Genomic DNA, 20991 nt, shown 5'->3' with positions numbered 1-20991 from the left:
CCGCCACACAGTTCAGACACATCTGGAGTAAAAATCATGGACTTTCACGGAAACCTGAAAAACCATCTACTGAAGCAAGTTCAGGCTGATATCAAGCGAGTCAATACAGCCTATAAAGATCCGATTGCGCTCGATGCGGATATCGAATACTTCGGCGACCTCATGAAACAACAAAAGCTCTCTATCATCGCGCTAAACGAACATACGCGCTCCAGGCATACGCTGCTCAAAACAGCGCTGGATGGCGTGCAGTAAGTTGCGAGCACTCCTTACCAGTTGGCTGAATGGCCACGAAGAGCAGCTCACTTTGTTTGAGAACGAAGACGAAATCATCGTTCAACGCGTTTCGAACAGACTGCTGGTAAAGGTCCAGTTGACCAAAGCGGGCGAAGACAAAGCCCATCTGCGCACCTGGATGCGTCTGGGAGGCCCCAGCCTGAGCTATTTTCACGGCGCAGTTGCATTAGCGCCGTCCACCGGTGCGCTTTGGCTTATTCAATGTGTGGCGATGGGGAACGGCGAACAGCTGGCGAAGTGTCTCGAATCCCTTCTCAACCAACGCGATACCTGGCGTGCCATCGTCGCGCGCCAGGCGCGGTCTGTACGCACATTCATACCCACGTCGCTGCGCTCGATACCGCACTAATCAGAGACTTTCCCATGCCTGACAAAAAAGACAAGCACAAACGCTTGCGCCCTCACGTACCTGCTTCGACCCACCGCGCCGCCTGGTGTTGGCTCATCATGCTGCCTGGGTGGCTGCTGCCACTGGATAGCGCGCTGGCAGCAATCCCTGCCGAATGGAAAAACACGGCCTACGCTTATGAAGCCCAGCACAAACCAGTGCGCGAAGTGCTGGAAGATTTTGCCCAGACATTTGGTACTCAGCTCCAGGTCGAGGGGCTGCTCGAAGGTAACGTCAACGGCAAGATACGCGCTAATACGCCACAGTCATTGCTCGACCGGCTGGGGGTTGAGCACCGCTTCCAATGGTACATGTACAACAACACCCTTTATATCAGCACCCTGGACCAGCAAGAATCCGCACGCCTGGAAGTCTCTTCCGAGACCATCGCGGACCTCAAGCAAGCGCTGACCGATATAGGCTTGCTCGACAGTCGTTTCGGCTGGGGCGAGTTGCCGGAAGACGGTGTTGTGCTGGTCTCCGGCCCGAAAGTTTACATCGAACAGATCAAGCGTTTCAGCAGCCAGCGCCGTTCCGCGGATGAAAAACAGAGCGTGTTGAGCTACCCACTGAAGTTCGCCAGCGCGGCGGACCGCCAAATGGAATACCGCAACGAAAAAATCACCATCCCCGGTGTAGCCACCATGCTACGAGGGCTTCTGGAACCGCGCTCAACCTCGACGTTTTCGGCACAGGCTCAACGCTCCATCACCCAACCCGCGTTCATTACGCCCGTGGTTCCACGCTTGAGCAACCCGTTGCTGGGGCAAATGCTCGGCTCCACCGCGACAACCGGGCTGAACGGCTCGACCGATACGGGCATGTCAATCACACCGCGGGCCCCGGTCAGCCCAGCCCGTATCCGCGTCGAAGCCGACTTGCGCAATAACGCCATCCTGATTTATGACGTGCCGGAACGGCAGGCCATGTATCGCGAACTGATCACTCAACTCGACGTGGCACGCAAACTGGTGGAAATCGATGCCATCATCCTCGACATCGAGCGCACGCAACTGCGTGAGTTCGGGGTGAGATGGGGCTTTCAGAACAGTCGCTTCAGTGGCGCAGCCAACATGATTTCCGGCAACGCTCAACTGACCATTGAAAACCGCGGTCGTTTCGACGCGGAGATACGCGCGCTGGAAGCCAAGGGCCTGGCAACCATGGTGTCCAATCCATCAGTCCTGACCCTGGAAAACCAGCCTGCGGTAATTGATTTCAACCGGACCCAATACCTGACTCGCGGTCGGCAGAACGCTACGATTTTACCGATCACCGTGGGTACCAGCTTCCAGGTCGTGCCCCGCGTCATCACGAGCCGTGGTGGCCATCAGATTCAGCTGTTGGTAGATATCGAGGACGGTAACTTCGAAGAGGCCAACCCTACTCCCGGCAGCTTCGATGTACGCCGAGGCAAAGTCAGCACTCAAGCCATCATGGCCGAAAAACGCTCGCTCGTGGTCGGTGGTTTCCACGTCACCGAAAGCACCGACAAGCACAGCAAGGTCCCCCTGCTGGGTGATATTCCTCTATTGGGCAAGGCGTTGTTTTCCTCGACTGAACGACAGAACAATCGGCGCGAACGTCTATTTATCCTCACACCACGCGTCATCGGCGACCAGGCCGACCCGTCACGTTACCTGCCCCAGGCAGACCAGGTCGAATTGCAGGCCGCTCTTACCCCCCTGGCCAGGCGCTATAACCCTCACCAGCCGGAGATCAAGCGCAGCGACATTATCAGTACCCTGGCGCACCTGGTCACCGGGCAAGTGCCCAAAGCCTTCAAGGTAGCGCCGATGCCCCTGGGGTTGAACACCTTGTGCAGCACCCGCAGCCTGCTGGCGCTGAACACCGAGCGCAGCCAATGGTACGCCGGCCCGCAGTACAACGTAGCCGTGGTGGTGCTGCGCAATCAGTTCAACCGCAATGTGCGTATCGACGAAAAGGAATGCAGTACGTCGCAAACCCTGGCCGTGAGTGTCTGGCCGCGCGCCTGGCTCAAGCCGGGCGAGGAAGCAGAAGTGTTTATCGCCATGCGACCGGTGGTCAAGGATGAACACATCAGCGTGCCTCGTCCCTCCCTGATCACTCCAACCCAAAAGGCCAAGCCATGAAACATCGCTTGCTGTACGTCACCCTGATCGGCGCGGCGCTGCTTGTCGCCGGCTGCACGCCCACCTGCAAGGGCGACTCCTGCTCACGTCCGCAATCGACCAAGGACAAGCTGGTGATCTGGTGGCCGCCACAAATGCGCGTCGAACCCGGCCCAGCCGGAGAACGTCCGGACTATCAGACAGTGTCGCTGGAACGATGAGCGCCCACGGAACCCCGGCCGATGAACGCCAGGTCTTCCTCGACAGCCTGGTGGGCGGCTCTGCCGCTCACCTGAAACTTGGCCCGGGGGTAACGGCCAGCAGCCTGCAAGCCGGAACCCGTCAGGGTCTGGCCCTGCACGTGGCTCGCGAGGCACTGCAAGCTTCACAATTGCAGAACGTGCTGGAGCGGCGTTTCGAGCAAGCCGTGGCATTCGATGGCTGCTTTATCTACATTGACGCACAGGACGCCCTGGTGATCTGGCATGCACTGCCTCCACAGCGCAACCTGCTCAACAGCCTCCTCAGCCGAATGTTGTCGTTGGCCAACCTTGAAACCCTGGATGCGCGTACCCGGGGCTGATCAACGCAGATCAAGCTCCGGCAATTCCAGGGTTTCACGCTTGGCCTCATCATCAAGCTCGCGCAGGGTGCGGTAGATCAATGCCACGGCCTGCAGAGTTTCACGAGGAATGGTCGCCCCCAGCTTGTTCGTATACAGCGTACGGGCCAACCACACGCACTGGATCACCGGTACATCGGCCGCTTTGGCGCGAGCAATCAACGCACGGGCGTCGTCATCAGTCCCTTTGCTCACCAGCAGGGGCAGCGGCGTTTCACCGGGGCGGTAATACAAGGCCACGGCAAAGTGCGTCGGGTTGACCACCAGCATATCGGACTCCTCCAGCTTGGGCAGCTTGACCTTCGGCTCCTCCTGGGCCAATTGCTGCGCCAGGGCGCGGCGCTGCCCCTTCACGTGGGGATCGCCCTCCATGTCCTTGTACTCTTTCACGACCTCGACCTGGGTCATGCGCATGCGCTTGGCAAAGAAGTACTTCTGCATCGCCAGGTCGATAAGCGCCAGCACCAGCAATAACCCAAGACAGGCATGCAGCAGATAGCGGAACAGGGCGATCAATCCCAGGATGTAGCTTTGCAGATCGCTGCTGGCCATATTGATCAACACCCCCAGGGAAGGCCAGATCACCACGTACAGGATCAGGCCCAGCAGTGTTGCCTTGACGATGCTCATCAACAGGTTCATTACCGACTGGACAGAGAACATTTGCTTGAGTTGGCTGAGCGGGTTCAGACGATTGAAGTCGAGCTTCAAGGAGTCCGGTGCGAACAGAATCCCGAACTGCATCCAGCTGCTGACCAGCTTCGTGATAATCGCCACCGCGGCCATCAGCAGGGCGAAGGAGAAAAACAACATCAAGCCTTCGACCATCACTTCTTCCAGCGCCTGCGGGAAAGGCAAGGACAGGCGCGAGATCGGCAGCAGCATCAACTGCTGGAAACGTTGCAAGCTGCTTTCGGCGGTGAACAAGGCGATTTCGCTGATGGCTGTCAGCACCAGCAGCTTACCCACATCCTGGCTTTGGGCGACTTGGCCTTTCTTACGCTGATCGCGCAGCTTCTTGGCTGACGCGGGGTGCTTCTTTTCCCCCGAATCACTCATGACAGCGAGACCTCGAAAAACACGCCCAGGGAGTGCTTGAGGTCTTTAAGCAAGCCCATGCGTCCGACGATCAGGTCCTGCAGCAACGCAAAATACAACAACAGCACTCCGATACCCGCCAGGCTCTTGAGGGGCGGCGCCAGCGTACTCACTTGCAATTGCTGACTGTAGACTCCCAGCAGGGCAATGCCGAACTCCAGCAACAGCAGCACTGCAATAAAGGGGGCGGCGTAGAGCATCATGTGCATGAAGGTATCGCCCAGCAGGCCGACAAATACATCGAAGCCATCGGCAGCGGGCAGGGGGAACCACACCGTCGGTGGCCAGAGCAGATAGCTGTCCCAGATCACCTGCGTCAACGCCCCAAGGCCCATGCTGGCCATCAGCAAAAAAATCGCCAATTGCTTGAGCAAGTGCCCGGCTGGCGTAGCGTCTGGACCAAGCGAGGGGTTGAGCTGACCACCGGCCAAAGCGCCCCGCTGGTTGTCCAGCAACGCCCCAACCGACTCGAACAGCCAGAACGGCATGGACAACAACACGCCCAGCAATAATCCCAGGGCCAACTCTTTGAAGACCAGCCCACCGAGCATCAGCGCCGAGTATTCCTGGCCCGCCAGCATGACGTGAATGGCAGGTGCAGGCAGCAGTGCCATGACCATCACAATGCTGTGCCGCAGCATGCCGCGTATATGTTGAAAACAGAATGCCGCCACGAGGAAGGCACAGGGGTAGATACGCGCCATGGCGACCAGCAGGCTGGGCAAATACTCAAGATATAGCAGCACAGGCAAGACCTCAGTGCAGGGCCGAGCGACCGATCATGTCAAAGGTCACGTTCATCAATTGGATCAACTCCACACCGATCCAGCGGCCGGTCATGATCAGGGTGATCCCCACTGCCACCAGCTTGATACCAAAGGGTAACGTCTGGTCCTGCACCTGCATCAGCGCCTGCACCAGGGAGGTCATGACCCCCACCACCACCGCCACAATCAGCGGCGGCGCCGTCAGCATCACTACCAGCAACATGCCCTGCTTGAATAATACGATGGGTTCCATAGGCCACTCAGAGATAGGAAAGGAACAGGCTGTCGAGCAACCGCGACCACCCGGAGACCATCACGAACAAGAGCAATTTGAGCGGCAGGGAAATGGTCATGGGCGAGACCATTTGCATCCCCAGCGCCAACAAGAGATTGGAGACAATCAGGTCAATCACGATGAAAGGGATATAGATCAGGAAGCCGATTTCGAACCCCGCCTGCAACTGTGACAGCACAAAGGCCGGCGCCAGCAGGATCAGGTCCTCACGTTGGACCTCCTGCGCCATCTGTGCCGGCCACATGCGCATGGCATTTTCCAACAGGTGGGTAAGGATATCCGGGTCACTGTTGCGCAGCATGAAGGTGCGCAATGGTTTGATCGCCTCCATTCCCGTCTGCTGAAGTGCGCCCACGCTGGTCAGGTCCAGGGGCGACACCTTGACGATCTCGGCCATCTCATAGCCTACAGGCGCCATGATGAACAGGGTGGCCGCCAGGGCAATACCATTGATGGCCATGCCCGGAGGCACCTGCTGCACACCGATGGCATTTCGGGTGATCATCAGCACAATCACGATCTTCAGGAACGCCGTGCAGACGACCAACAGCATGGGCATCAACGACAATGCCCCCAGAAATATTGCCAGGACGACCGGATCTATTCCCTGGAAACTACTCATCGAGAAAAGATCACGCGAGTCATCTGCAGCCCCAGCCGCCCGTCCACTTCAACCAACTGGCCCTGGCCGAGGGGGCGGTCGCCGTAGTAGAGCCCCGCAGTGCCAGGGGCGTAGCCTGCGACCCCCAGTACCGCGCCGGGCGCAAGGTTGCGCAATTCGCCGAGGGTCAGGTTCAGCGTACCGCACCGCACATTGAGCGCCATGCTCAGTTCGTCGAAGGGTTCATGCCCGAACACATCCATCACCGCTGTTTCATCCTCATGCCCTGAGAAAGGCTGTGTTGCAAAATCCTCGTCCACAAACATATCCTCGATAGAAGTAAGGGTAAGACGCGTCGGCCCGGATCCAGCGTCGATCCAGCCCACCAGACGCTGTTTGCCAACCTGCACGTGGCCGGTTCCCGACGCACTGAAAAAGGCGCGTTCAAGCACCAGCACGTCACCGGCACGCAAGCTGCGCAACTGGTGCATGGACAACCGCAGGCGCCCGAGCGTTACGTCCACCGCCAGCTGAAACTGCGCCGGCATTGGCTCAGCCTTGAGCCGCCACGGCCCCGCCTTGCATAGCGCCAGAAAGCTCTCGACAGACAGCCACAGATAGCCCGTGACGCGAGAGGCGCCGAGCGTCACGCAGAGTCGACAACCAAAGTTCAAGGGACGGGTGCCGGGCAGCAAACGCAGGTAACCAAACAGCGCTTGCACCTGAGGGCTCAGATGATGCTGAAACAACTCCCAGAACCAGGCGTCGGGATCGTTGCCGGCCTGTGCGAACGTCACCGGGCATTCGCCCATCAAGCTGAACTGCGGTCCTGGCTCACTGAAGGCCAGTACTCCACAGGCGGTTTCGAAGCAGAGCGGCTGTATACCCACTGGAGCAGTACCAGGCTCCATTCTCAACTCGCCTCTCGACCCGGCGACCTCGAACGGCATACACAACCCTTGCCCCAACCGCTGCCGGGCAACCGCAATATCGGCTTTGAATGTGGGAAATATCAGAGGTGGCAGCATCATGCCTGCGCCGATTTTGCCAGATACACATTGACGGGCTGGCGCAGGCTCGCCGCCAGCCGTTGCTCACATTGTTGGCGTACGCCACTGAGCCAGCGCGCCGTGTTGTCTTGCTCCGCGTCCAGCTCGACATTCCAGCTCCCCTGCTCCCGGCGGACACTGGCGTTGATCCGTCCCAGGCGGCCCAGGTGAAAAACCGCCATCATCGGCCATTGCGAACCGACGAGCATTCGCGGCGCCAACTGCTCGGTCAACGCCTCGATCATGGCGACATCGCCCGAGGCTTTGATTGCGTTCAGAGACGTTCCATATCCCCCGCCGTCCTGGCCCCCATCGTTAAACAACCGGGCGAACAATCGTCCTTGCTCCCAAGGCACGAGGGCGCCGAATTCAGGCGCACGGTCATCGCGAGACTCACGCGGACGCGGACGTTCAGGCGGACTAACTGAAACCTGTTTCATATCGGCTCCTGCGTCAGTAACTTAGATAGCTCTTGGATTTTTTCCACCTGGCGCAAGCACAAGGTGACGTGTTTCTGCGCGTGGCCGACCTGTGCAGCCTGCTCGTGCTGCTGCTCTTTGAGTTGCAACAACTGGCCTTCTTCACGCCGGGTACCCGCCGATAATTGCCGCTCCTTGGCATTCCAGTTTTTCAGCGCCTTGAACGTCACTACCTGCCCCTGGTGCAAACTCAACAGCTCGGCGCATTGCCGGGCCTCTTCCAGGCGGGTTTGCTCGAGGACTTCTTGCGCCTCCCGGATGTGCTCGACCAGCGCTTGCTGCGCCCGTTTTGCCTCACGCAGCGCACGCTCGGCGCGGTCAGCACGGTGTCGGCGCAAACGTCGCAGGGTGTCGATTTCACCCGGTAACACTTCAGAATGGGACATGGGCGGTCAACTCAGCCAATTGATCCATGGTGGCGGCAAGCGGCGAAGGTTCGCGCAAGTCCTGGCGCAGAAAGCCATCCACCGCCTGCCGACTGTCAACTGCCAGGTCGGTGAGCGCATCGTTGCCGGGCTGATATTCCCCTAGCTTGAGCATCAGCTCGATCTGCTGGTAGGCCGACAGCAAGCGTCGTAACGCCGTACCGGCGCGGATATGCACGGGCTCGGCGACATTGCTCAGAATCCGCGAAAGGCTGGCCAGTACATCGACCGCCGGGTAGTGGCCGCGCTCGGCCAGCTTGCGCGACAGGACGATATGCCCGTCGAGCAGAGAGCGCACCTCATCCGCCACCGGATCGTTCATGGAGTCCTGTTCGATCAGCACTGTATAGATGGCCGTGATCACGCCTTCACGGGTCAAGCCGGCACGCTCCACCAAGCGTGGCAGCAAACTGTAGACCGACGGCGGCAGACCACCGCGCCCCAAGGGTTCACCGGCAGCCAGGCCGATTTCACGCTGGGCCCTGGCAAAACGCGTCAGAGAGTCGATCAGCAACAGCACCCGCTGGCCCTTACGCCGGAAACCTTCGGCCAGCGCGGTTGCCGTGAACGCGGCACGCGCGCGCTCCATGCTTGAGCGGTCGGAGGTTGCGCACACCAACACGGCCTTGGCACGCAACTGCTCATCCAGTTCGTGATCAAGAAACTCGCGCAACTCCCGGCCCCGCTCCCCGATGAGACCGAATACGATCACATCGCACTCCACGTTACGGGCGATCTCGGCCAACAAGGTGGTCTTGCCACAACCGGCACCGGCAAACAGCCCCACGCGTTGGCCTTCCCCTAGGGTCATCAGGCCATCAATCGAGCGCACACCCGTAGCGAGTGCACGGTTGATCCGCGGCCGTTCGGTAGGAAGAGGCGCCTCACATAACACGGTGCTCGCCCCAGGTGTGTCCGCTTCCACGAACGCGCCCACACCATCGCCCGCAATCGGGCGACCAAAACCATCCAGCACCTGTCCCAACAGCTCATCACCGACCCGAACCTGATGCGGAACCCCCAAACGCGCAACGCTGGCCCCTACACGCACGCCTTCCAGATTGCCCAGGGCACTGAGCACCGCATCGCGCTGATCGAACCCGATGATCTCGGCGAGCATGTAGTCGCCTGGTGTTTTTTCCACTTGGCATAGGTCGCCGATACGGGCCTGCGGCAATCGGCATTGCAGCAGCATGCCGTTCACGCGCTGAATACGACCGCGCATTGTCACCGGTGCGAAACTGCTCAACGCCTGTGACTGGTTCAGTTGCCAGGCCTCCAGACGCTCCTGCAGCGAACCCTTCACCAGCCCACCTCATAACGTTGCTCGCCGTCGAAAACCACTTTGCTGTTATCGATCAAAACCAGGCGCAGACCATCTACTTCATCACCCACGAATAAGCGGGTTCCTTCTTCAAGCACCACGTGGCCATTCGGACCGCCCACTATCTGCAAGATCTTGAACGGTAACCTGGCATCGCGTACCCGTACGCGACTGATCACCGGCACCACAGTGTCGAATTGCTCGGCAAAACGGTCGAGCATGCGCGCAATCAGTTCCACTTCATCTTGGGAAACAACACCATTGAGGGCAATCTGACCATTGACGATCTGCAAGCTGACACGTTGGAGCAATTCGCGCTCGTTGAGCATCCTCACGAGTTGCTGACGCACCTCAGCGGGTGAGTCCAACCCAGGTTTCTGAATGGCCGCCGGCATCAGCGATGCCTGGGCCTCGCGCTCACCGCTGAAGATAATGCCGACCGCAGCGATGATCACGGCGCATAGCAGCACCAGGCTGACCAAGCGTTTTTGCTGCAACGCGGAAATGGAAGACAGCGTCAGCGGCAATGGCGCCTGGGGCAAGGGCTCCGTTGCCGGCTGAGGCGGCTTGAGCACTGATGCCTGGCGCCAAGGATGATCGGCAGGGCTGACACACAAGCTGACGGAGCCAATCACAAACGGCGTGTTGAGTGCCAGATCACCGATCTGCGCCAACATTTGCCCATCGCTGTTTTTCAGCAGCCCCGCTTCAGCCTGCACCGACCATCGCCCTTCGAGCAATAACAGGCGTGCGTGGTGCTCGGCGACACCAGGGTCATCCAGCAAGAGGTCGGCGCCCGCGTTGGCGCCAAGGCTCCATTGCTCACCAAACAGAGGCAGCGCGGCCCCTTGATGCGAACCATCCAATACTCGGAGTTCGAACATCAGTACGCCCCCCCGTACTCTGCAAGTAGCGATGTGTTCATGCCAATGTCCCGTACATCAACTCATCCTGGCCAAGGTCAAAACGCCCCAGCACCTTGACCTTGGAATTGCTCCCCAGCTCGGCGAAAGACAACACCGGTACATGGTTGAATTCCTCAAGCAACAAGGTTCGCAAGGGGCTGCGCAAATCCTGCGCCACCAACAACACGCTTTTTATTTTTGCGCGTGCACTGAAGGCCTGGTTGAGCAGGTTGATCAGCGCAGCGCTATTGTCGCCGTCGAGTGCAAAGAACACCCCGGTCTGGGTCTGACGCAGTGCCTCGCGCAAAACGTTTTCGGTCTGCGGTGACAACAGCCAGGCATGCAGCCCATCGGCCTCGCTGTACTGGTGGTAGATCTGCGACTTGAGGGCAATGCGCGCATAGTCCGCCAGTGCTTCGGGCTCACGTTCGTGCTGGCCGTATTCGATCAGCGATTCGACAATCAACCTCACGGCGCGCAGCGGAACCCCTTCGCTGGCCAGGCGTTGCAGCACCGCCGAAAAGCGCGAGATCGGCATGATGCGCTGCAGCTCCTGCACCAGTTCGGGTTGATTGCTCTCCAGCCAACTGAGGATCGCCTTGCTCTCCTGAATCCCCAGGAACTGCGGCCCGCTGAGCATCATCGCCTTCTTCATGCGCTCGACGATCAGGCTCGTCGCATTGAAACGCTCCAACTGCGTGTCATTGAGCAGTGGGTCGTCAGGTGGCAGCCAGAGCCAATCCTGTTCGTTACGCTCGGCCAATCCCGGTATGCCATGCTCAGGCTCAACCGTCAGGGCGCTGCGCTCTACGGCAACGCGCTGGACCACAGACGCCTTGACCATTGGCACTTCATGGACGCAGAAGCGCATTTCATCATCGGCCAGCGAGTCATCGATCTCGACCTCAAACGGCGGCAATGTCAGGCCGATATTGGCAACCAGGGAATTTCGAACCTGACGGATGCCGTGAATAAGATCGGTCACCTCAGGCGTGCCGCGCAAGGCCGAGGGAAACTGCAACAGATAAGGCCGGGACGGATCAAACCCGCGCAGGTCCTCTTTGCCATTTTCTTCAGGCCGTATGGCTTCGACGGCTTCGGCTTCTGGCTGCGCTTCACGTCGGCGCCGACGGTCGAGGTAATAACCCAAGGCGCCGGTCATCATCGCTAGCAGTATAAACACCAGGGTCGGCATGCCAGGCACGATCGCAAACACCAGCATGGCCACCGAGGCGATCATCCAGCTCTTGGGCTCACTGGTCATCTGGCGTGCGATCTCGGCGCCCATGTTCGTGACGCCCTTGCGCCCTTCCGGTGCCACGCGGGTAATGATCATACCGGCGGTCAGGGAGATCAGCAGCGCGGGAATCTGCGCAATCAGGCCATCACCGATGGTCAGCACAGAATACAGCGCCATCGAATCGCCGGCGCTCAAGCCGTGCTGGAACATCCCCGTGGAAAATCCACCCAGCAGGTTGACCACCACAATGATCAAGCCAGCGATGGCATCGCCTTTGACGAACTTCATCGCGCCATCCATGGCGCCAAACAGCTGGCTCTCGCGAGACAACTGTTCACGCTTGTCGCGCGCTTGCCCACCGTCGATCAAGCCGGCACGCAAGTCACTGTCGATGGACATCTGCTTGCCCGGCATTGCGTCCAGGCTGAAGCGCGCCGCCACTTCGGCAACCCGCTCAGAGCCCTTGGTGATCACCAGAAAGTTGACCAGGGTCAGGATCAGGAAGATCACCATCCCAACAGCCAGGTTGCCGCCCACTACGAAGTTGCCGAAGGCCTCAACGATATCGCCGGCGTCCTGTTCGAGCAGAATCAAGCGCGTCGTAGCGATCGACAATGCCAGCCGAAACATGGTGGTCAGCAACAAAATCGACGGGAAGGAAGAGAACGCCAAAGGCCCGGGCAAGTACAGCGCCAGCATGATCAGCAGGCAGGAAATACAGATATTCAGCGCAATCAGAATGTCCACCAGCCAGGTAGGCAGCGGCACGATGAAGATGAACACAATGGCCATGATCACCACGGCGCCCAAGACCTCGGCGCGCTGCGCTACCTTGAGCAGTATGCCGTTGACGGTGGACAGCACGTTCACGCCAGGAGACTCGAATTAGGAAAGCCCGAGCTTATGCCTTCGAGGCGGGCAAGCTCGTCCATCACCAGTAGAAAGTTGTGCAGCGCCTCTTGGCGTGACTGGCTATCCGGCCACAAAGCCAGGGGCAACTTTAGAAACAGCGGATAAAGCGCGTTAAGCGCCACGAGTGTTGACGTGCCGGCCCCTATATCTTCGGCCAGGCGCATGACTTCATTTGTCACGATGCCGGTACTTGTATAACCCAGCAGGCGTTGCAGCAGGCTTACCGCATGCAGTTCGGTTGCAAGGTTCTGGACCAGCTCACGACAGCTGCACAACACCCCGCTCAATGCACTGCAGCTGCGCAGCCCTACCAGCAGGGTGCGCAACATTGCCGTAGGCACGGAGGACACATGGGCGGCGATGTCGGCCGTCAGGGCGCTGGACATCACATTCAAGCCATGTGCAAAACGGTCGTCACCGTAGACGCCCAGCAGCGCCTGCATCATGGTGGCCAGGGATTGCCGTGTCACCACACTGGCGTAGTAGAGCGCGCGCAGTGCCTGGCACTCTTGTGGATCGCCACCCGCCGTCTGCAAGGCCATGGCGATATTCATGCCCGCCTGGATCTGCCCTTTGAAACGGACCTCCAGCTTGGCAATAGCATCCCGCGCCAGGTCGGCTTCGGCGCTGCGCACGTCGGCCTCGGCCTGCTCCCACACCGCCTTGAGTACCACGAAGGTGCGCGCCGGATCACCGCCAGTGGCCTCCAGCAACTTATCGATGCTGGGTTGCATCAGCAATTGCAGCCTGATTCGACGCGCTACCGCGGCAAAGCTTTCCTGGGCCGGATGCCCCAACTGCTCATAGAGCTGCGCGAGCGCCTGGACAGGAGGCACACGTACGCCAATTTTGCGTTTGTCCAACGTACGGCTGCTGGATTCAACCTCCTGACTGAAGTGCAGGAAAAGATCATCGATACCTTGGCCTGGCTCAGGCTTGGCGGCCGGGCTAACGGTGGGGAGTTCCACACGGGGGGTCATTGGCACATCGGGGGTAGATTCGACTTTCATGGGCAGGCCAGTACAGGAAGAGAGTGCCAATGTGTGGTTAGGACCGTCCAGATGGTTCCATTGAAACTCGCTCTTCCAACAAGGTGAAAAAACCCGCACAAGCCCCTGGTGCCTTTTGCAAATTACTGCACAAAAGCGCCACGAAATTAAAGTATTTATATATATAAATCATTGGGTTATGTGCAGATTCTCCTTTGGCACAGGCAGTGCAAAAGAGGTAAACGCCGAAACTATTTCGACTGCGTCTACCTTAAGGAAAAATCATGAATATCCCTATTGAAGCCTTAGCTCACCTTGGTGGCAGTTCGCCTCAATTCATGCTCCATCTGACAGACGACCAACAGAAAAAACTCCGACGTTTCATTCACAAACGGGTACTCAACCCGGAAGACGCGGATGATCTTTTGCAACTGACATACTTGGAGGCCTGGCGCAATCGCGAGCGTTTCAGTGGTACCGCGACGCTGAGTACCTGGATGTGCGGTATCGCGCAAAACCTGATCCGCAACCACTTTCGACGCCTATATGCCAAGCCTGCACATTGCGAATTCGATGAGTCGCTGTGGCACGGACAGGAAGAAAGCCACAGCCTGGACTGGGAATTCGAGGTCAACCGGCGACTGGAAAATACCCTGAGCGCGATCGATCACTTGCCCACAGAAATGCGTAGGACGTTGTATGCCTCGCTGGAAACCGACGGCAGCTACCAGGACACCGCCGACGTACTGGACATTCCTATCGGCACCGTGCGCTCGCGCCTGTCACGGGCACGCGAACAGCTCAAGCGCGTCACCCACCCCCCACTGCACCCGTAAGTTGAAGTAGCCGGTCAAGCGTTGGGCGACAGGGATATCTGCCCAACACTGTCGGACTTGGCCCGCGAGTAAACCTTCAAAGACACCGAGCGTCTTCTACTCCCCCTCATCCACGGTGCATTCGCCACCGCCCGTCGCCAAAAATCAGCGTTTTGGCTTAAACAGTTGAAAGCGTAGAAAAATTTTCAACAAAAACGCTTGACGCATTGTCGTTCCAAGCGAATAATGCGCGCCACTTGGCTACATAGCTCAGTTGGTTAGAGCATAGCATTCATAATGCTGGGGTCCGGGGTTCAAGTCCCTGTGTAGCCACCAAGTACTAAAAACGGCTTACCGAAAGGTAGGCCGTTTTTTTATGCGCGCAAAAAAACTCCCCAACTGTATTTTGACGCCCCCCTACCCCACTGTTAGTGTCCAGCCTCCCCTAAACAAGGAGTGCCCCCGATGCAACTGGACATCTACCAAGTCGACGCTTTCAGCTACCATCCCTTCGGCGGCAACCCGGCAGCAGTGTGCCCACTGACTGAGTGGCTGCCTGATGAGCAACTGCAGCAGATTGCGGCCGAGAACAATCTTTCGGAAACCGCGTTCTTCGTACCCCGTGGCGACTTCTATGAGTTGCGCTGGCTCACCCCGCAAGTGGAGGTGGACCTGTGCGGCCATGCCACGTTGGCGGCCGCGTGGGTGTTGATCCATCAGCTGGCGGACGCCCCGCAGGTGTTGCGCTTTGCCACCCGTAGCGGCGAGTTGCGGGTAACGCGCAACGGCGATGAGCTAGCGATGGATTTTCCAGCCAAAAAACCCGAACGCTGCGAGCCGCCCCACGGCATGTTGAGCGCCCTGGGGCTTGAAACCGCCGAGGTGTTTGGCACCGACGACTACATTGTGCTGGTGGAGGATGAAGCCCAGGTAGCGGCCCTCACACCGGATTTCGCACGGCTCAAGGGCCTGCCTAAACGCGGGATTGCGGTAACCGCCAAAAGCACGCGGTTTGATTTTGTCTCGCGCTGGTTCGGCCCGAATGTCGGCGTCAACGAAGACCCGGTTACCGGCTCGGCGCACACCTCGCTGGCACCGTTCTGGGCCGAGCGCCTGGGCAAATCGCAATTGAGCGCCGAGCAAGGCGGCCAGCGTAAAGGCCAGTTGCGCTGTGAGCTGCAGGGTGACCGGGTGATTATTTCCGGCAAGGCCGTGCTGTACATGCAAGGCACGATTTACCTGTAAAACGCAGTAGCCCAAGGACAACAGCCCCTTCTCACCATGAACGGAGTTCAGCGCGTGTTTTTGATTTCCCGCCGCAGCCTGACAGTCATCGCCGCAGCCCTGGCCCTCGCCGCCTGCCACACGCCGGTCAACGAACAGCCACCGGCGCCAGAGCTGGGCTCGGGCTATCGCACCGACCTGAGCACACGCCACGCCGAGCGCCATATGGCCGCCGCCGCCAACCCACTGGCCGCTGAGGCCGGGCGTGAGATGTTGCGCCAAGGCGGTTCGGCTATTGATGCGGCGATTGCCATGCAAGCGGTATTGACCCTGGTGGAGCCGCAGTCGTCCGGCATCGGCGGCGGTGCGTTCATCATGCTGTGGGATGGGCACAACGTGCAGGCTTACGACGGCCGCGAAACTGCGCCGGCCGGGGCGACGGAGCGCTTGTTCCTGAAGGGCGACGGTACGCCGATGGCGTTCACGGATGCGCAGATTGGCGGGCGCTCGGTGGGCACGCCAGGGGTATTGCGCGCCCTGGAGATGGCGCACAAAAAGAGCGGCCACTTGCCATGGGCCAAGCTGTTCGAGCCGGCGATTCGCTTGTCGGAGCAAGGCTTCGCCATTTCCCCGCGTTTGCACAGCTTGATCGCCGCAGACCGCTTTATCGCGCAATCGCCCGACATGGCGGCGTACTTCCTGAATGCCGATGGCTCGCCAAAAGCCACCGGCACGCTGCTGAAAAACCCGGCACTGGCCGTCGTGTTCAAGCGCATCGCCAAGGAAGGGCCGGACGCGCTGTACCAAGGCCCGATTGCCGAGGAGATCGCACGCAAGGTGCAGGGCCATCGCAATGCCGGCAGCTTGTCCCAGGCCGACCTCAAGGGCTACGCCGCCAAGCAACGCGCACCGCTGTGCACCGACTACAAACAATGGAAGGTCTGCGGCATGCCACCGCCGTCCTCGGGCGGGATAGCCGTGGCGCAGATCCTCGGGACACTGCTGGCCCTGGAAACCCGCGACCCGCGCCTGGCCATCGCCCCGATGACTCCGATCAAGAGTGCTTCGCCGGCCGGGCTTGAACCGACACCCGAGGCCGTGCACCTGCTCGCTGAAGCCGGGCGCCTGGCCTTTGCCGACCGCGCGCTGTACGTGGCCGATGCAGACTTCACCCCCGTACCCGTCGCCGGCCTCGTCGCACCGAGTTACCTGGCGCAGCGCGCCACGCTGATCGGCGAACGCAGCATGGGCATCGCCAAGCCCGGCCAACCCGCCGGTATTCAGGTAGCGTATGCGCCAGACCGCTCGCCGCTGCGCATCTCCACCTCACAGGTGGTGGCGGTGGACGACCAGGGCGGCGCCGTGTCGATGACCACCACGGTTGAAGCGGCATTCGGCTCTCATGTGATGGTCCAGGGCTTTTTGCTCAACAACCAGATGACCGACTTCTCCTTCATCCCCGAAGAAAACGGCCAGCCTGTGGCCAACCGCGTGCAACCGGGCAAACGCCCACGCTCGGCCATGGCGCCGACCTTGGTGTTCGACCGCAACTCGGGCGAACTGCTGGCTACCGTCGGCTCCCCCGGCGGCTCGCAGATCATCGAGTACGTGAGTAAATCCCTGGTGGCCATGCTCGACTGGAAGCTCGACCCGCAGGCGGCCATCAGCCTGCCCAACTTCGGCAGTCGCAATGGTGCTACCGAGTTGGAAGCTGGGCTGTTCAGCCCGGCGCTTAAACAGGCGCTCAAGGACAAGGGCCACGCCCTGAGCGAGATCGAGATGACCAGCGGCGTGCAGGCCATCGTGCGCACACGGGATGCCCAGGGCAAGGTGACGCTCAGTGGTGGCGCGGACCCTCGGCGTGAAGGTGAGGCGTTGGGTGATTAAGGTGTTGATCTATCCGTACAGGCTTATAAAAAAAGACCTGCACCCTTACGCCTTAAATCCTACGCGGAGCGCCAGAACTCAAAGTGCCATGTCATCTTTTGCGATAAAAACCTTCTTGAGCAGCCCCATCTCACCTGCGATTTTCTGGCCCGCCCTTTCTTGCCAGAGGCTACGTCAAAGACGTAGAATTTCGCGTGTTCACTCTCATAGAATCCCCTCTCTTCAGCAGGCAATGGCCTGACTATTGGACTGAAGATGAAAAAGGTATCTTCATGGCGTTTCTCGCCAGCCATCCTGATGCTGGAAATGTCATTCCGCGCTCGGGAGGTTGCCGAAAGATACCCTGGAGCATGGAGGGCCGGGGTAAAAGTGGATCAGTGCGGGTCATCTACACCACACAACTGGAGTGCGGAGCAGTCGTCGCGCTACTGATTTATGGCAAGAGCGCCACGGAGAATATTCCGGCACATATCCTGTACAAAATCGCAAAGGAAATGAACCATGCCACTCACTGATAAAGAACTGAAGGAACGTGACGCCAAACGCAATATAGGCGAAGAACTACTCACAGCCATTCAGGATGTCAAAGCGGGACGTTACGGGGCCGTGCAGCACGTTGAGGTCACTCAGGCTGCCGAAGCAAGAAGCAAGACAGGGCTCTCACAACCCAAATTTGCCGAGCTTCTGGGCGTGTCAGTAAGAACCCTTCAAGAATGGGAGCAAGGGCGTCGCGCACCTTCCGGAGCAGCACGTTCGCTACTGCATATTGCGGCCATAAGGCCGGACGTTTTTCGCGAAGTACTCAGTAACGCCTGATCGCGTTACTGCTTCGGGCCAATCACTGGCGGTTGATCTTCAAGCCCTTGCGCCCCGCATGCCGCTCCAGCGCCAGCTCGATCAACCGGCTGACAAGCTCGCTGTAGCTCATGCCCGCCGCCTGCCACAGCTTAGGGTACATGCTGATGCGAGTAAAACCGGGCAGGGAGTTGATCTCGTTGATCAGCACTTCGCCGTCCGGCGTCAGGAACACATCCACCCGCGCCAACCCGACGCAGCCCAACACCTCAAACGCTTCGATGGCCAGGCGGCGAATGCGCTCGCTGGCTTCATGGCTGATATCCGCCGGCACCACCACCTGGGCGGCCTGGCCGTCGATGTATTTGCTGTCGTAGGAATAAAAACCACTGCTCACCACGATCTCGCCACAACCGCTGGCGATGGGCTCGTCATTACCCAGCACGGCGCATTCGATTTCACGGCCTTGGACGGCGGACTCCACCAGCACTTTCTCATCAAACCCCAACGCCAGTTCAACGGCAGCGCGGTATTCGGTTTCGTCACTGACTTTGCTCACCCCCACCGACGAACCCTGGTTGGCGGGCTTGACGAACATCGGCACACCGAGCTTGCCAGCGGCCGTTTCGAACGAGGTGCGCGCCGCGTTACCGCGCGTGAGGGTGATGAACGGCGTGACCGCAATACCCGCGTCACGCAGCAGGCGCTTGCTGATGTCTTTGTCCATGCACACCGCCGAGCCGAGCACGTCGGAGCCGACGAAGGGCAAGTCCGCCATGCGCAGCAAGCCTTGCAGGCAGCCGTCTTCACCGAGGGTGCCGTGGACAATCGGGAAGATCACGTCGATGTGTTCCAGCACGCCCTGGCCGCAGGTTTCCACCACTTGCTGGCTGGCCTTGCCGGGCACCACGGCCAATTCACGGTTGGACTGGTTGAGGGCGATGAGCGCCGGGTTTTCCTGGTTGAGCAGGAAGTTCGAGGTGTCGTTGAGGTGCCAGTGGCCGGCCTTGTCGATACCGATCAAAACCGGCTCGAAGCGTGAGCGATCAAGGGCATCGACAATGTTGCGCGCCGATTGCAGCGAGACCTCATGCTCAGCCGAACGCCCACCAAAAATAATACCTACCCGCACCTTGCTCATGACTCGGCCTCGCTGTTGAAAGTAAGGCTTCTTACCACGGGCAGTCAGCGATTCGCTACCAGATGTGCACCGAACAACAGGTAACAACTCCCGGCAAAACGGTCGAGCCACTTGCGCGAACGGCTGTAGAGGTTGGCCATGCGCTCGCTGGAGAACACCAGGGCTACGCTGGTATACCAACTGAACGATAAGGTGGCCATGGTGATGACCGCCAAGGTCAGTAACACCGGCGATGGTGACGGTGGCATGGTCGAGGCAAAGGCCGTAGCAACGAACAGCGCGGCCTTGGGATTGGACAAGTTGCCGAGCAAACCGAAGCGCCACGCAGAAAACAATGAACGGCGTGGCTCATCGGGCAGCATCGCCTGCCCCGCCGTTGGCGCCGAACGTTTGAACAGCTTCAAGCCAAGATAGATCAGGTAGCCGCCGCCAATGATCTTGAACGCCAGGTACAACATGGGCGCGGCGGTAAACAGCGATTTGATCCCCAGGCCTCCCGCCAGCCCCCAGATAATCGTGCCGGTGGCCACGCCTGCCGAGGCCATTACACCGTGACGCCGGGAACAGCTGGCGGCCAACTGCGCCGTATTGAAAAAGTTGGGGCCAGGCGTCACCACGGCGACTGTCCACAGCAACGCGAGCGAGACCAGCGGTGCCACATAGGCGGGGTTGAAAAAATCCATGAGGAGCACCACCAGCGCAGTATACGAGCATGGATCATAGGCCTCGCCCCACACCTGCACAATCGTACAAGACCCCGGCAGACAACCGGTGCAGACTCAGTTAACGTGTTTCCACCTCCTTTTGTGACAAGTCACCATGGGCAACCCCACCCACTCCCTCGACTGGCTGCACCGCGCGCCCCACGCCAGCGGCCTGGACCGTATCGAGGCGTACTTTGCCGGCTTCGCCTTCGACCCCCACCGCCATGACACCTACGCCATTGGGCGCACGTTGTTCGGCGTGCAGAGTTTTCATTACCGCGGCGGTACGACCCACAGCCTGCCCGGCACCACCATGGTGATCCACCCGGATGAAACCCATGACGGCCGCGCCGGCAGCGACGAAGGTTTCAAGTACCGGATGATTTATGTGGAGCCGGCGCTGATCCAGCAGATCCTCGGTGGGCAGCCGTTGCCGTTTATCCCCGGCGGTTTGTCCACCGACCCAAGGCTGCACCGCGCCAGCGAAGTGTTGCTACAAAGCCTCGATTGCCCGATAGACCCGATGCAAGAGCAAGACGCCCTGTTCGACCTGGCCCACGCGCTGAGCGATGCGTCCGGGGCCATCATCCGCCGTAAATCCTTCGACTACATCGCGGCCGAACGCGCTCGTGAATTCATCCACAGCGCCCTGGGCCGCAGCATCACCCTGGATGAAATAGCCGACCACGCCGGCCGTGACCGCTGGGCGTTATCGCGGGATTTTCGCGTGTTGTTCGGCACCAGCCCCTACCGCTACCTGACCATGCGCCGGCTGGACCTGGTGCGCCACTTATTGGCCCAAGGCCAATCGTTGGTGGATGCCGCGATGACCGCAGGCTTCACCGACCAAAGCCACATGACCCGCCAATTTCGCAGCACCTACGGCATGCCGCCATCGCGTTGGGTGAAAATGCTCGGACGCTGAAATGCGTGGGGACTGT

The 20991-nt window shown here is 59.6% G+C and carries 24 protein-coding genes and 1 tRNA gene; 12 read left to right on the top strand and 13 right to left on the bottom strand.

The genetic code is table 11. The features are described from left to right. The first annotated feature begins 36 nt into the window (after window positions 1-36). From QK296_RS06475 to QK296_RS06455, 5 genes are read left to right on the top strand one after another with little or no spacing between them, the layout of a single operon-like run. Window positions 37-255, top strand: coding sequence for a hypothetical protein (locus QK296_RS06475; protein WP_003188341.1), 219 nt, complete (start codon window positions 37-39; stop codon window positions 253-255). Then, the gene (locus QK296_RS06470; protein ID WP_003188339.1) at window positions 242-646 is read left to right on the top strand and encodes a type III secretion system chaperone; all 405 of its coding nucleotides are present in this window, start codon (window positions 242-244) and stop codon (window positions 644-646) included. The genes QK296_RS06475 and QK296_RS06470 overlap by 14 nt, the downstream gene beginning before the upstream one ends. 14 nt (window positions 647-660) lie before the next feature. Continuing rightward, complete coding sequence (gene sctC / locus QK296_RS06465) at window positions 661-2799, top strand: type III secretion system outer membrane ring subunit SctC (protein ID WP_282390714.1); 2139 nt, start codon at window positions 661-663, stop codon at window positions 2797-2799. Further along, the gene (gene hrpT, locus QK296_RS06460; RefSeq protein WP_003188336.1) at window positions 2796-2999 is read left to right on the top strand and encodes an HrpT family type III secretion system protein; all 204 of its coding nucleotides are present in this window, start codon (window positions 2796-2798) and stop codon (window positions 2997-2999) included. The genes sctC and hrpT overlap by 4 nt, the downstream gene beginning before the upstream one ends. Continuing rightward, a complete protein-coding gene (locus QK296_RS06455; RefSeq protein ID WP_003188334.1) occupies window positions 2996-3361 on the top strand; it encodes a hypothetical protein in 366 nt (121 codons plus the stop codon). The genes hrpT and QK296_RS06455 overlap by 4 nt, the downstream gene beginning before the upstream one ends. Here QK296_RS06455 and sctU read toward each other — a convergent pair whose 3' ends face one another. The 11 genes from sctU to QK296_RS06400 are packed head-to-tail and all read right to left on the bottom strand — an operon-like array spanning window position 3362 to window position 13505. After that, entirely contained in the window at window positions 3362-4459 is a 1098-nt protein-coding gene (gene sctU, locus QK296_RS06450) for a type III secretion system export apparatus subunit SctU (RefSeq protein ID WP_003188332.1), read from the bottom strand. Continuing rightward, a complete protein-coding gene (sctT, locus tag QK296_RS06445; protein ID WP_034134420.1) occupies window positions 4456-5244 on the bottom strand; it encodes a type III secretion system export apparatus subunit SctT in 789 nt (262 codons plus the stop codon). Before sctT ends, sctU begins: the two co-directional genes overlap by 4 nt. Window positions 5245-5254: 10 nt before the next feature. Next, window positions 5255-5518, bottom strand: coding sequence for a type III secretion system export apparatus subunit SctS (gene sctS / locus QK296_RS06440; RefSeq protein ID WP_003188329.1), 264 nt, complete (start codon window positions 5516-5518; stop codon window positions 5255-5257). Between the two features lie 7 nt (window positions 5519-5525). After that, window positions 5526-6182: a type III secretion system export apparatus subunit SctR gene (sctR, locus tag QK296_RS06435; protein WP_003188328.1), complete on the bottom strand. Its 657-nt coding sequence runs from the start codon at window positions 6180-6182 to the stop codon at window positions 5526-5528. After that, on the bottom strand, window positions 6179-7192 hold the full coding sequence (locus QK296_RS06430) for a FliM/FliN family flagellar motor switch protein (protein WP_282390712.1): 1014 nt from the start codon (window positions 7190-7192) through the stop codon (window positions 6179-6181). The genes sctR and QK296_RS06430 overlap by 4 nt, the downstream gene beginning before the upstream one ends. Then, complete coding sequence (locus QK296_RS06425; protein WP_003188326.1) at window positions 7189-7650, bottom strand: type III secretion system HrpP C-terminal domain-containing protein; 462 nt, start codon at window positions 7648-7650, stop codon at window positions 7189-7191. The genes QK296_RS06430 and QK296_RS06425 overlap by 4 nt, the downstream gene beginning before the upstream one ends. After that, window positions 7647-8075, bottom strand: a complete 429-nt coding sequence (locus tag QK296_RS06420; RefSeq protein WP_003188325.1) for a YscO family type III secretion system apparatus protein — start codon at window positions 8073-8075, stop codon at window positions 7647-7649. Before QK296_RS06420 ends, QK296_RS06425 begins: the two co-directional genes overlap by 4 nt. Further along, window positions 8062-9420, bottom strand: coding sequence for a FliI/YscN family ATPase (locus QK296_RS06415; RefSeq protein WP_034134423.1), 1359 nt, complete (start codon window positions 9418-9420; stop codon window positions 8062-8064). Before QK296_RS06415 ends, QK296_RS06420 begins: the two co-directional genes overlap by 14 nt. Continuing rightward, a complete protein-coding gene (locus tag QK296_RS06410) occupies window positions 9417-10322 on the bottom strand; it encodes an FHA domain-containing protein (protein ID WP_282390711.1) in 906 nt (301 codons plus the stop codon). Before QK296_RS06410 ends, QK296_RS06415 begins: the two co-directional genes overlap by 4 nt. 37 nt (window positions 10323-10359) lie before the next feature. Further along, complete coding sequence (gene sctV, locus QK296_RS06405; protein ID WP_034134424.1) at window positions 10360-12453, bottom strand: type III secretion system export apparatus subunit SctV; 2094 nt, start codon at window positions 12451-12453, stop codon at window positions 10360-10362. After that, the gene (locus QK296_RS06400) at window positions 12450-13505 is read right to left on the bottom strand and encodes a TyeA family type III secretion system gatekeeper subunit (RefSeq protein ID WP_094775113.1); all 1056 of its coding nucleotides are present in this window, start codon (window positions 13503-13505) and stop codon (window positions 12450-12452) included. Before QK296_RS06400 ends, sctV begins: the two co-directional genes overlap by 4 nt. Window positions 13506-13768: 263 nt before the next feature. On the opposite strand from QK296_RS06400, the gene QK296_RS06395 reads away from it, so the two are divergent. The 6 genes from QK296_RS06395 (at window position 13769) to QK296_RS06370 (ending at window position 18226) form a co-directional block, all read left to right on the top strand. Next, the gene (locus QK296_RS06395) at window positions 13769-14320 is read left to right on the top strand and encodes an RNA polymerase sigma factor (RefSeq protein ID WP_034134426.1); all 552 of its coding nucleotides are present in this window, start codon (window positions 13769-13771) and stop codon (window positions 14318-14320) included. Between the two features lie 238 nt (window positions 14321-14558). After that, window positions 14559-14635: transfer RNA gene (locus tag QK296_RS06390), tRNA-Met, on the top strand. A 129-nt stretch (window positions 14636-14764) separates the two neighbouring features. Then, the gene (locus tag QK296_RS06385; protein ID WP_034134427.1) at window positions 14765-15544 is read left to right on the top strand and encodes a PhzF family phenazine biosynthesis protein; all 780 of its coding nucleotides are present in this window, start codon (window positions 14765-14767) and stop codon (window positions 15542-15544) included. A 36-nt stretch (window positions 15545-15580) separates the two neighbouring features. Next, window positions 15581-17410 (top strand): gamma-glutamyltransferase, encoded by a 1830-nt coding sequence (gene ggt / locus QK296_RS06380; protein WP_169855845.1) that lies wholly within the window; start codon window positions 15581-15583, stop codon window positions 17408-17410. Window positions 17411-17682: 272 nt separating this feature from the next. Next, window positions 17683-17925 carry a hypothetical protein gene (locus QK296_RS06375; RefSeq protein ID WP_282390710.1) on the top strand — a complete coding sequence of 81 codons (243 nt, stop codon included), beginning with the start codon at window positions 17683-17685 and terminating at the stop codon, window positions 17923-17925. After that, complete coding sequence (locus QK296_RS06370) at window positions 17912-18226, top strand: helix-turn-helix domain-containing protein (protein WP_019817027.1); 315 nt, start codon at window positions 17912-17914, stop codon at window positions 18224-18226. The genes QK296_RS06375 and QK296_RS06370 overlap by 14 nt, the downstream gene beginning before the upstream one ends. A 22-nt stretch (window positions 18227-18248) precedes the next feature. Here QK296_RS06370 and ddlA read toward each other — a convergent pair whose 3' ends face one another. Beyond that, window positions 18249-19346, bottom strand: coding sequence for a D-alanine--D-alanine ligase (ddlA, locus tag QK296_RS06365; RefSeq protein WP_169855846.1), 1098 nt, complete (start codon window positions 19344-19346; stop codon window positions 18249-18251). Window positions 19347-19390: 44 nt separating this feature from the next. Further along, window positions 19391-20029: a LysE family transporter gene (locus QK296_RS06360; protein WP_034134430.1), complete on the bottom strand. Its 639-nt coding sequence runs from the start codon at window positions 20027-20029 to the stop codon at window positions 19391-19393. 136 nt (window positions 20030-20165) lie between these two features. Here QK296_RS06360 and QK296_RS06355 point away from each other — a divergent pair, with 136 nt between their 5' ends. Then, window positions 20166-20975, top strand: a complete 810-nt coding sequence (locus QK296_RS06355) for an AraC family transcriptional regulator (RefSeq protein ID WP_034134431.1) — start codon at window positions 20166-20168, stop codon at window positions 20973-20975. Window positions 20976-20991: the final 16 nt, after the last annotated feature.

The organism is Pseudomonas sp. AL10, from assembly GCF_029960685.1.
Classification (GTDB): Bacteria; Pseudomonadota; Gammaproteobacteria; order Pseudomonadales; family Pseudomonadaceae; genus Aquipseudomonas; species Aquipseudomonas lactis.
This window is presented reverse-complemented; position numbering and strand designations above follow the sequence as displayed.